This window comes from Bacteroides sp. AF25-38AC, assembly GCF_003602995.1.
In the GTDB taxonomy this organism is placed as follows: domain Bacteria; phylum Bacteroidota; class Bacteroidia; order Bacteroidales; family Bacteroidaceae; genus Bacteroides; species Bacteroides uniformis.
This window is the reverse complement of sequence record NZ_QTMD01000018.1, coordinates 94,057-104,836: the sequence shown is the minus strand read 5'-3', so window position 1 is coordinate 104,836 and position 10,780 is coordinate 94,057. Positions and strand designations below refer to the sequence as shown.

Genomic DNA, 10,780 nt, shown 5'->3' with positions numbered 1-10,780 from the left:
ATGAATGATGCCGATTCAGATCAACTGAACCTATGGGAAAATTTCTTTGGACAGTAGTGGGTGTTCTGGTGAAATCATTTGCTGTTAGTATTACTTATTGGATTGACAATTGCGGAATTATGTGTTTTTTTATACCTTTGCACTTCCTAAATTGTAAATGCATATATGATTACCGCAGAACAACTGAAAGATATCAAAGAACGTACCGAGGCGTTGAACCGCTATCTGGACATTGAAGGAAAGAAGATACAAGTGGAAGAAGAGCAGCTCCGCACCCAGGCTCCCGGTTTCTGGGACGACCAGAAGGCTGCCGAGGCTCAGATGAAGAAAGTGAAAGGCTTGCAGCAATGGATTTCCGGCTACAATGAGGTAAAGACCTTGGCCGATGAGGTACAACTGGCTTTCGACTTTTACAAAGACGAACTGGTGACTGAAGAGGAAGTGGACGATGCCTATGTCAAGGCAATCACTGCTGTCGAGGCTCTCGAACTCAAGAATATGCTTCGAGAGGAAGCCGACCAGATGGACTGTGTGCTGAAAATCAACTCAGGTGCCGGTGGTACGGAGAGCCAGGACTGGGCAAGCATGCTGATGCGTATGTATCTGCGCTATGCCGAGACTCACGGCTATAAGGCCACCATCGCCAACCTTCAGGAAGGAGATGAGGCAGGTATCAAGACTTGTACCATCGAGATTTCCGGCGATTATGCCTACGGCTACCTAAAAGGTGAGAACGGTGTACACCGCTTGGTGCGTGTTTCGCCCTACAATGCCCAAGGCAAGCGCATGACTTCTTTTGCATCCGTGTTTGTCACTCCCTTGGTAGATGATACCATCGAGGTGAACATCGAACCTGCCCGCATGTCATGGGATACCTTCCGAAGTGGTGGTGCCGGTGGACAGAACGTCAATAAGGTAGAGTCCGGTGTCCGTCTGCGCTATCAGTATAAGGACCCATATACGGGCGAAGAGGAAGAAATCCTGATTGAAAATACCGAGACGCGAGACCAGCCCAAGAACCGCGAGAACGCTCTCCGTCTTCTCCGTTCCATGCTTTACGACAAGGAACTCCAGCACCGCATGGCCGAGCAGGCAAAGGTGGAAGCCGGTAAGAAGAAAATCGAATGGGGTAGCCAGATTCGTAGCTACGTCTTCGACGACCGCCGCGTGAAGGACCACCGTACCAACTTCCAGACCAGTGATGTGAATGGCGTGATGGATGGAAAGATAGACGGCTTTATCAAAGCTTACCTGATGGAGTTTGCAGGAAGCGGCGAATAAATTTTCTCCCTTTCATTTGCATTCTTCCCGAATTTCTTCTTACTTTGTTCATCGTTGAACTTTAAACTATAAAACACACCATGGGAAAAAGTAAAAAGAAAGCAATGCATAGCCAGAAGGAAGAGCAACAAGCCAAGAAAGTGATGATGACGATGGGAGTAATAGCCATTGTATTGGTCATCGCCATGTTTGTGGCTTACTCTTACTGGGGCTGATAAAATCATTGGAAACGACATGCCGCAGGAGATAGAACGGAAATTCCTCGTGACGGGAGAATACAAGCCACAAGCGTATGCACACAGCCGTATCGTACAAGGATACATCAGCAGTGTACGTGGACGGACAGTACGGGTGCGCATCCGCGATGAACGGGGATTTCTCACCATCAAGGGTGCATCCAATGAATCGGGAACCAGCCGCTACGAGTGGGAAAAGGAAATTCCGCTGTGCGAAGCGCGGGAATTGCTGAAGCTGTGCGAACCGGGTATCATCGACAAGACCCGTTACCTGGTGCGCAGCGGACAGCACGTCTTTGAGGTGGATGAATTCTATGGCGAGAACGAGGGACTGACTGTGGCCGAGGTGGAACTCTCCTCGGAAGACGAGCCTTTCGTGAAACCTGCATTCATCGGACGGGAGGTGACGGGAGATGTCCGCTACTATAACTCGCAACTGATGAAACACCCTTTCACCACGTGGTAGCAAACCAATTGTATGCCGTACTTGTTTAATCGTCATGGAGAAACTTTACGACTACCTGCCAAGAGAACTGGTCACCTTCCTTTTGGTCACTGTATTCTCTTTACTCATCGGGCTTTCACAGCGTAAAATCAGCTTGAAGCGCGAAGGGGAAACTACGCTTTTCGGTACCGACCGCACCTTCACCTTTATAGGCATTCTGGGCTATCTGCTCTATATCCTCGACCCTACGGGCTATCGTCTGTTCATGGGAGGAGGAGCCATTCTGGGACTGCTGCTCGGACTGAACTATTATGTGAAGCAGTCACAATACCATGTGTTCGGAGTAACCACCATCATCATTGCACTCATCACCTACTGCATTGCTCCCATTGTGGCTACGCAGCCGTCGTGGTTCTACGTCATGGTCATAGTGACCGTCCTGCTCTTCACCGAGCTGAAACACACCTTCACGGAATTGGCTCAGCGCATGAAGAATGACGAGATGATTACGCTTGCCAAGTTCCTTGCCATCAGCGGCATTATCCTGCCGATGCTGCCCAATGAGAACCTTATTCCCGGCATCAACCTGACGCCATACAGTATTTGGCTGGCCACGGTGGTTGTATCGGGCATTTCCTACCTTTCTTATCTGTTGAAGCGTTACGTCTTCCATGAGTCGGGTATTCTGGTTTCGGGCATCGTGGGAGGCTTGTACAGCAGCACGGCTACCATTTCCGTACTGGCGCGAAAGAGCCGTAAGGCTTCTGCGCAGGATGCTCCCGAATATGTGGCAGCCATGTTGTTGGCGGTCAGCATGATGTTCCTCCGTTTCTTGATATTGATAGGTATTTTCAGCCGGGAGACGCTACTGGCCATTTATCCCTACTTGCTGATAATGTCGGTGGTGACGGCAGCCGTGGCATGGTATCTGCATTCCAAGCGGAAACGGGTGGACGACGGCACGCAGACCACGGAGGACGAGGACAGCAGTAATCCGTTGGAGTTCAAGGTAGCGCTGATTTTTGCCATGCTGTTTGTGGTGTTCACTATCTTGACCCACTATACGCTGGTGTATGCCGGCACGGGTGGGCTGAACCTGCTTTCTTTCATTTCGGGCTTCAGTGACATTACTCCCTTCATCCTGAACCTGCTTCAAGGAACGGGCAGTGTGGCGGTGCTGGTGATTACGGCTTGCAGCATGCAGGCTATTGTCAGCAATATAGCGGTGAACATGTGCTACGCGTTATTCTTTGCCGGCGGAAAAAGCCCTTTGCGCCCGTGGATATTGGGGGGATTCGGCTCTGTTATTGCCGCAAATATCTGTCTGTTACTTTTCTTCTATTTTCTCTAAATTGCTTTCTTTTTGCTTTTTTAACTCCGAAAGTCTCGTAAATGCATGAAAAAGGGGCTATTTTTGCCGAATTCATTGTGACAAAAGTCGAACGGGAAACGTCTAATACCAAGACAATAAACATGAATAGTCACTAAATATAAAAACGCAATGAGAACAAAATGGACTGTGCTGCTATGGATGCTGATGATTTCGGGACTGCTTGCAGCGCAAAACACGGCAAACACTTCTTTCCAGGTTAAAGGAATTTTGCTCGACTCACTCACCCAGGAGGGTGAACCTTATGCTACCATTAAAATCGTGAAGAAAGAGGCCCCTGCAAAGGCGCTGAAAATGCTGGTAACGGACATGAAAGGCCAGTTCCAGGAGAAAGTACCCGGTACGGGCAACTTCGTGATGACCATCACTTCCGTGGGACGTACTCCCATCGTGAAGGACTTTTCTGTGAAGGCAGGGGAGAAGCTGGTGGACTTCGGCATGCTGTATATCGTAGATGCCTCCAATGAGCTGGGGCAGGTGGAAATAGTGGCACAGAAGCCTCTGGTGAAGGCAGATATCGACAAGATAGAGTACAATGTGCAGGATGACCCTGACGCCCAGTCGAACTCCGTGCTGGAAATGCTTCGCAAGGTACCGTTGGTAACGGTGGATGGCGAGGACAATATTCAGGTGAACGGGAGTAGCAGCTTTAAGGTATATGTCAACGGAAAGCCCAACAACATGATGAGCAACAACCCGACGGAAGTGCTGAAAAGTATGCCTGCAAACAGTATCAAGCATATTGAAGTGATAACCAATCCCGGCCCCAAGTATGACGCCGAGGGTGTGGGCGGTATTCTGAACATCGTCACCGTGGGCAGCGGACTCGAAGGCTATACGGCTACGTTCAGTGCCAACGTCAGCAACCGCGGTGCAGGCGGCGGGGCATTCGGTACCATTAAGAGCGGCAAGCTGACCGTCAGCGCCCGCTACAATTACAACTACAACGATCAGCCCCGCAACTATAACAGCGGTAGCCAGCATGTGACACCGGAAGCTGTTACGGAGAATTCTTCCAATCTGGACTATGACGGCAGCAACAAGGGACACGGTTCTTTCCAGTCAGGCAGCATGGAGGCCAGCTACGAAATAGATACATTACGCCTGGTCACCATGTCTTTCGGACTTTGGGGCGGCGGGAACAAGAGTAACGGCTCTACGGACTACATCGCTACTTTTCCGGAGAACATAAACGCTGCTCCCATTTACAGCTACTCTGCCTTCAACCGCAGCAAGTCTTCCTGGTATTCCATCGACGGAGGTATCGACTACCAGCGTCTGTTCAAGGTCAAGGACCGCATGCTGACGTTCTCCTACAAGATAAACACCCGTCCGCAAACGTCGGATTCCTATACGGAATATGAAATAGACAATGGCTATAACCCCGATTGGGCAGACTATCTGAACCGTTTGAAGAACCAGCATAACGACGGTGAGCAGAATACCACGGAGCATACGTTCCAGGCCGACTATACCACGCCTATCGGCAAACTGCATACACTGGAGGCAGGCACCAAGTACATTCTGCGCAACAACTCCTCCGAAGACGACCGTTTTGATGCGGACGATACCGGAAAGTATGAATACAACAAGGACCAGAGCTCGCACTACAAGCATTTGAACGATATCATCGCCGCCTATCTGGGATATGGACTGAAGGTGAAGAGACTTTCGGGCCGTTTGGGATTGCGCTACGAGCATACCATCCAAGATGTGAAGTATCTGGTGGGCCGCGGCGAGGATTTCACAAAGAACTTTGACGACGTAGTGCCTTCCGCTTCCATCGGCTATAAGCTGACGGATATGTCCAATCTGCGTTTGGGGTACAACATGCGTATCTATCGTCCGGGAATCTGGTCTCTGAATCCTTATCTGAATGATACGGACCCCTCCTACATCAGCCAGGGTAATCCGGAGCTGGACAGCGAGAAGAGCCATGCTTTCAACTTGAGTTACAGTAACTTCACACAGAAGTTCAACATCAATATCTCGGCCCGTTACTCGTTTACCAACAACAGTATTGAGAATGTGACAAGGCTCATGCCTGATACGGAGATTGAGGGATTGAAGAATCCCACGGGCAAGGATGTGCTTTATTCTACCTATGCCAACATCGGCAAGACCCGTTATGCCAGTGTGAACGGCTACGTCAACTGGAATGCCACTCCACGTACACGTATCTACATGAACATGAGCGGCAATTACTCTTATCTGGAGGGCAGTGAAGGCATGCGTAACGATGGCTGGAGCCTCTTTGCCTACGGCGGTGCACAGCAGACGCTGCCCCATGACTGGCGCATCAGTCTGAATGTCTTCGGACAGACGCCGTGGATTATGCTGCAAGGTAAGGGTAGCAGCTTCTTTGATTATGGCTTGAGCGTCAACAAGTCCTTCCTGGACAAGCGCCTCACCTTGTCTGCCTTTGCCAGCAACTTCTTCAAGAAGTATATGGACCAAAGCTCCACCACCGAAGGCAGCGGTTTTATACGGGAAAGCAATTATAAGTACAGCCGCCAACGCTTCGGCATAAGCGTCAGCTACCGTATCGGTGAGTTGAAGGCAAGCGTGAAAAAGGCTGCGCGCACTATCAGCAATGATGATGTGAAGAGCGGTGGCAGTGGTTCCGGTGGCGGCGGTGAATAGGTTGTAAATACATCCCCTTCTGAAACTTGTACCTCGCTATTCATCAGAGAATACAAGTTTCAGAAGGGGATTTTTTATGATAGTAAGTTACTTGCTGACTGTTGAGAACCCCAACTCCTTCAACCCTTTCTGCACATCCGGATGACTCATGAAGAGCTTCCACAGCAGTCCCGACCGATAATTCTCGAGCATGACGGCTATCGGGCCCTGGTCAATGGCGAGGTAGCGCTGCGGATACCAGTTGTCCGTTTCGCTGAAAGCATCGTAGAAGCCATAGGGGCCGAAGACCTTATCTCCCATCTCGTAGAGGTGGCGCATCACTTGCAACGACTGTTCCGGGGTATAGACGATGGATGACAAGGCGGCAGTTGGAGAGATGACTCCCTGGTCGTCGCGTTCGTTGGGAGCGTGGGCGGCATATCCGTTGACGGAGTAGCTGGCTGTCAGTCCCCAGCAGTCGGGCCCGAAACCTTTGTAGTGCTTGGGGTTGCGGACACAGTAGGCACGGTTCACAAGCGTCAGGTTACGCATCTCGTCGAAGTAGTTGGCGCAGTATTCATCCTTCAGCCCGATGGGGTCGAGGCCGAGAAACGAGTATTGTGCCCAGAAGAGCGGTCCGGCTTCTGTGCCTTGATAGCGCAGATGCAACTCGATATTCTCCACTTTATGAGGGTCTACAATGGCCCCGTTCTGCGCCCAGCCCTCGTGATAGACTGCTGCAGGCACGCCGTGGGTAGGCGAGGCGGCGGCAAGGATATACATGATGAGGCATTCGTTGTAACCGTGTACGGGAAAGTTCATTTCCCAACCGTATTCCGGACTCCAGTGCCAATAGAGCACGTTCTGGCCGTTCTGGCGGTAGAAGTTCCAGTCCACTTCGCGCCACAGCTTGTCGATGCGGGCGGCGAGGGCTTGCTCGGCGGGCGAACCGTCGATGTAGTACTGGTGGACGGAGAGCAGCGCCTGCATGATGAAGGCTGTTTCTACCAGGTCGCCGCCATTGTCTTTCTGCCCGAAGGGTTTCACCTTGCCCGTATCGCCATACCACCAGTGTGGGTAGGCACCGTGGAAACGGTCAGCGGTTTCGAGGAAGGAGACGATTTTCTCCATTCGTTCCAGCCCTTCCTGGCGGGTGACATAGCCGCGGTCTATACCGGCAAGTATAGCCATGATGCCGAAGCCGCTTCCACCGGACGTGATTACGTTCTGGTCGTTCTCCGGATAGACACCGTCCATGTGGATGCGTTCGCGTGCCAGTCCGCTGTTGGGCTCGGCACCTTCCCAGAAGTAGTTGAAGGTACGGCGCTGTACGGTGTCCATTAGGGCATCGTCGCTCAGCCGGTCTTCTTTGGCGGCGGGGCTTTTGCATTGCGTGAAACCGAGCAACAGCAGGAACAATAATAAACAGTATTGTATTTTCATTGTACCAATGCTTACTTGTTTTTTTATCATTTACTTATCTATATTCATTGCACGGTCAATTCAACAAGTATAGGACAGTGGTCGGAAAGGTAGCTGTTCTCCGGTTTGTCTTGGATAACGCGGTAGCGGTCTATCTTTGCGCCTTTGGTCACGAAGACATAGTCCAGCAGTACGCGTTCCTCCACCGGCAGACGGCCGAAGTCATGGAAAGACCAGGACGGACCGTAGGTGACGGCAGCTGTCTTTGCGGCATTTTCCATTCCTCCCTTTTCCAGCGTTTGCAGAGGTTCTTCACCGGGCGTACAGTTAAAGTCACCGGTGATGATGGCGGGCATGTCCGGTGCTATCTCCTTGATTTTGTCGAGAATGAGTTGCACGCCCTCTTTGCGGGCTGTCTTTCCGTCGTTGTCCAGATGGGTGTTGAAATATACAAACTTTTGTCCGTTGTTCTTTTCCTGCAGTATCGCCCAGGTGGTGACACGGTTGTAGGAAGCGTCCCAGCCCTTGATGCCGATAGTTTCGGGTTGCTCGCTGAGGGAGAAATTGCCGTATTCCACCAGTGTAAACCGGTCGGTCCGGAAGAATATCGGGCAGTATTCGCCTGCTTCCTTGCCGTCGTCGCGCCCCACACCGAGTGCTGTGTATTGCGGCAGCCCGCGTTTTAGGCCTTCCATTTGGTTGTGAAGCACTTCCTGCATGCCCAGCAAGTCGGGGCTGTAGTAGGCTATCATACGGCAGGCGTCACCCTTGCGGTAATTCCAGTTGTTTACACTGTCCGAAGGAATATCCAGGCGGACATTGAACGTCATCACTTCCAGCGGCTGTCCGTTCTGTGCGGAGGGCTGGCTCTTGCAGCTGCCAAGGAGCAGAATGCTGCAAAAACAAAGGAGTAAAGTAGTATATCTCATGTTTTCTTGTTTTTAGAGTGCAATATTAAATATTTTATTTTATTTCAGTGTCAGTCGGGCTGTCTTTTCTGCCTGGCTGCTGCCACCTATCATCACATCGAAATCTCCCGGCTCGGCCACGTGGTTGAGGTCGTAGTCGTAGAAGCGGAGCAGCTCAGGGGTAATCTTGAAGGATACGGTCTTGCTTTCGCCCGCTTTCAGGAACACCTTTTCAAAGCCTTTCAGCTCGCGTACGGGGCGGGTAATGCTGCCTACGAGGTCGCGGATATAGAGCTGCACGACTTCTGCGCCGTCACGCTTGCCGGTATTGGTCACGGTGACTACGGCAGTGGTGGAGCCATTTTGTCCCATGACCGGGGTACTGAGGGCGATGTCGCTGTACTGGAAAGTGGTGTATGAGAGTCCGTATCCGAAGGGATACAGCGGTTCATTGTCCACATCCAGATAGTTGCTGCGGAACTTCTCGAACCAATTGCCGGCAGCCAGCGGGCGACCGGTATTCTTGTGGTTATAGAATAAAGGTATCTGCCCCACGTTCTTCGGGAAAGTCATGGTCAGCTTACCGCTTGGGTTCACGTCGCCGAACAGTACGTCGCCGATGGCGTATGCCGCTTCACTGCCACCGAACCATACGTTCAAGATGGCGGGCACATGTTCCTGCTCCCAGGTGAGCGTCAGCGGCCGGCCGGTGAAGAGGGTTAGTACAACGGGCTTTCCGGTCTTCAGCAAGGCCTCCAGCAGGGTGCGTTGCACGTCGGGGATGTCGAGGTCGGTACGGCTCGAGCTTTCACCGCTCATTTCGGAAGACTCGCCCAGGGCGGCTACAATCACGTCGGCACCGGAGGCCACCTTCAAAGCTTCGTCCAGCAGTTCCTTATCCGTACGGTTGTCCCGGCCCAGCGATCGGCCGAATAGGGTGGCGCGTTCCTCGTAGGCTACATCACCGATGAGGTTGCTGCCTTTGGCGTAGGTGATGTTCACCCGGCCGGCTGTCATTTCTTTCAATCCTTCGTACAGAGAGGGATAGTCGTCCAGGCGTGCGGCAACACTCCAGGTACCGGGCATGTTGCTGCGGGTATTGCCCAGGGGGCCGATGACGGCGACGGTGCCTTGCTTCTCCAAAGGAAGGACGGGACGAGAAGACTTCTTGCCTTGTCCCTCAAAAGGTTCGTTTTTCAGCAGCACAAAGCTTTCGGCGGCAATCCGGCGTGCGGCGTCGCGGTGCTCGCGCGTGAAGATGTCGCGTGCGGGACGGCTGAGGTCGCAGTATTTGTAAGGGTCATCAAACAGCCCTAACTTGTATTTCGCTTCAAGGATGCGGCGGCAGGCTGCATCCAGCGTCTTCATGGTTATTTTGCCTTCGGTGAACGACTTTTTCAACGTGCCCACGAAACCTTCGCTCACCATATCCATGTCCACACCGGCGTTGAGCGCACGGGTGGAAACGGTCTGCAGGTCACCGATGCCGTGCTCCACCATTTCGGAGATACCGGTAAAGTCGGTCACCACAAAACCGCTGAACCCCCATTGTTTGCGCAGCACGTCTGTCATCAGCCAGTGGTTGGCGGTGGCGGGCACGCCGTCCACTTCGTTGAAGGAGGCCATCACACTACCCACTCCGGCGCGGACGGCTGCTTCATAGGGGTACATGTATTCGTTGAACATGCGGTTGCGGCTCATGTCTACCGTGTTGTAGTCGCGTCCGGCTTCTCCGGCACCGTACAGTGCGAAGTGCTTGACGCATGCCATGATTTCGTCGTTCCGTTTCAGTTGGTCGTTCAGGTCTTTTCCCTGATACCCCAACACCATAGCGCGGGCGATGGCACCTCCGAGGAACGGGTCTTCGCCCGAACCCTCGGATACACGTCCCCAGCGTGGGTCACGGCTGATGTCTACCATTGGACTGAATGTCCATGAGATACCGTCGGCACTGGCTTCTGTAGCGGCTATGCGGGCAGACTGCTTGATGGCTGCCATATTCCACGTGCAGGAGAGGCCGAGGGGGATGGGGAAGATGGTCTCATAGCCATGTATCACATCCATGCCGAACAGCAGGGGGATGCCCAGGCGGGAGTTCTCTACGGCCAGTTTCTGTACGTCGCGTATCTTGGCCACTCCTTTCAGATTGAAAAGCCCTCCCACGAGCCCCTGCTCAATCTTCTTGGCCACGTCGCTGCTCTTTGCCTGACCGGTGGTGATTTCTCCGGTCACGGGCAGGTTGAGCTGGCCGATTTTCTCTTCCACAGTCATCCGGCGCATCAGTGCGTCGATGAAGCGGTCCATGTCCTGCGGAGATTTCTGCGCCTGCACGGTGGCGGTGACACCTATTAAAGCGGTCGCGAGCAGTAGACTTGTTCTCTTGAAAATTTTCTTCATATTCATATTGAATTAATTGTTTGTAAGTATGTTCCCTTCATTGTTTTTAGATTGCCGTCACTCTATTGCAGTGGCGCTA

The 10,780-nt window shown here is 52.4% G+C and carries 8 protein-coding genes; 5 read left to right on the top strand and 3 right to left on the bottom strand.

Annotated elements, in window-relative coordinates:
• Positions 1 to 165: 165 nt before the first annotated feature.
• The 5 genes from prfB (at position 166) to DWY55_RS13550 (ending at position 5,995) form a co-directional block, all read left to right on the top strand.
• On the top strand, positions 166 to 1,281 hold the full coding sequence (gene prfB / locus DWY55_RS13565) for a peptide chain release factor 2 (RefSeq protein ID WP_117713767.1): 1,116 nt from the start codon (positions 166 to 168) through the stop codon (positions 1,279 to 1,281).
• Between the two features lie 80 nt (positions 1,282 to 1,361).
• The gene (locus DWY55_RS22525) at positions 1,362 to 1,496 is read left to right on the top strand and encodes a hypothetical protein (protein WP_005830349.1); all 135 of its coding nucleotides are present in this window, start codon (positions 1,362 to 1,364) and stop codon (positions 1,494 to 1,496) included.
• 19 nt (positions 1,497 to 1,515) lie between these two features.
• Positions 1,516 to 1,983, top strand: coding sequence for a CYTH domain-containing protein (locus DWY55_RS13560; protein ID WP_005834595.1), 468 nt, complete (start codon positions 1,516 to 1,518; stop codon positions 1,981 to 1,983).
• 34 nt (positions 1,984 to 2,017) lie between these two features.
• Positions 2,018 to 3,313 (top strand): MgtC/SapB family protein, encoded by a 1,296-nt coding sequence (locus tag DWY55_RS13555; RefSeq protein ID WP_120178111.1) that lies wholly within the window; start codon positions 2,018 to 2,020, stop codon positions 3,311 to 3,313.
• Positions 3,314 to 3,463: 150 nt separating this feature from the next.
• A complete protein-coding gene (locus DWY55_RS13550; RefSeq protein ID WP_120178110.1) occupies positions 3,464 to 5,995 on the top strand; it encodes a TonB-dependent receptor domain-containing protein in 2,532 nt (843 codons plus the stop codon).
• An 87-nt stretch (positions 5,996 to 6,082) separates the two neighbouring features.
• Here the strand turns inward: DWY55_RS13550 and DWY55_RS13545 are convergent, their stop codons facing one another.
• From DWY55_RS13545 to bglX, 3 genes are read right to left on the bottom strand one after another with little or no spacing between them, the layout of a single operon-like run.
• A complete protein-coding gene (locus DWY55_RS13545; RefSeq protein WP_035447069.1) occupies positions 6,083 to 7,417 on the bottom strand; it encodes a glucoamylase family protein in 1,335 nt (444 codons plus the stop codon).
• A gap of 44 nt (positions 7,418 to 7,461) precedes the next feature.
• Positions 7,462 to 8,325 carry an endonuclease/exonuclease/phosphatase family protein gene (locus DWY55_RS13540; protein ID WP_120137747.1) on the bottom strand — a complete coding sequence of 288 codons (864 nt, stop codon included), beginning with the start codon at positions 8,323 to 8,325 and terminating at the stop codon, positions 7,462 to 7,464.
• Positions 8,326 to 8,364: 39 nt separating this feature from the next.
• Entirely contained in the window at positions 8,365 to 10,701 is a 2,337-nt protein-coding gene (gene bglX / locus DWY55_RS13535; RefSeq protein WP_120178112.1) for a beta-glucosidase BglX, read from the bottom strand.
• Positions 10,702 to 10,780: the final 79 nt, after the last annotated feature.

What these genes read in the sequence shown, in the direction of transcription:
- DWY55_RS13560 (WP_005834595.1), top strand. Translation starts at nt 1,516, where the DNA reads ATGCCGCAGGAGATAGAACGGAAATTCCTCGTGACGGGAGAATACAAG.
- DWY55_RS22525 (WP_005830349.1), top strand. Translation starts at nt 1,362, where the DNA reads ATGGGAAAAAGTAAAAAGAAAGCAATGCATAGCCAGAAGGAAGAGCAA.
- DWY55_RS13550 (WP_120178110.1), top strand. Translation starts at nt 3,464, where the DNA reads ATGAGAACAAAATGGACTGTGCTGCTATGGATGCTGATGATTTCGGGA.
- DWY55_RS13555 (WP_120178111.1), top strand. Translation starts at nt 2,018, where the DNA reads ATGGAGAAACTTTACGACTACCTGCCAAGAGAACTGGTCACCTTCCTT.
- DWY55_RS13545 (WP_035447069.1), bottom strand. Translation starts at nt 7,417, where the DNA reads ATGAAAATACAATACTGTTTATTATTGTTCCTGCTGTTGCTCGGTTTC.
- DWY55_RS13540 (WP_120137747.1), bottom strand. Translation starts at nt 8,325, where the DNA reads ATGAGATATACTACTTTACTCCTTTGTTTTTGCAGCATTCTGCTCCTT.
- prfB (WP_117713767.1), top strand. Translation starts at nt 166, where the DNA reads ATGATTACCGCAGAACAACTGAAAGATATCAAAGAACGTACCGAGGCG.
- bglX (WP_120178112.1), bottom strand. Translation starts at nt 10,701, where the DNA reads ATGAAGAAAATTTTCAAGAGAACAAGTCTACTGCTCGCGACCGCTTTA.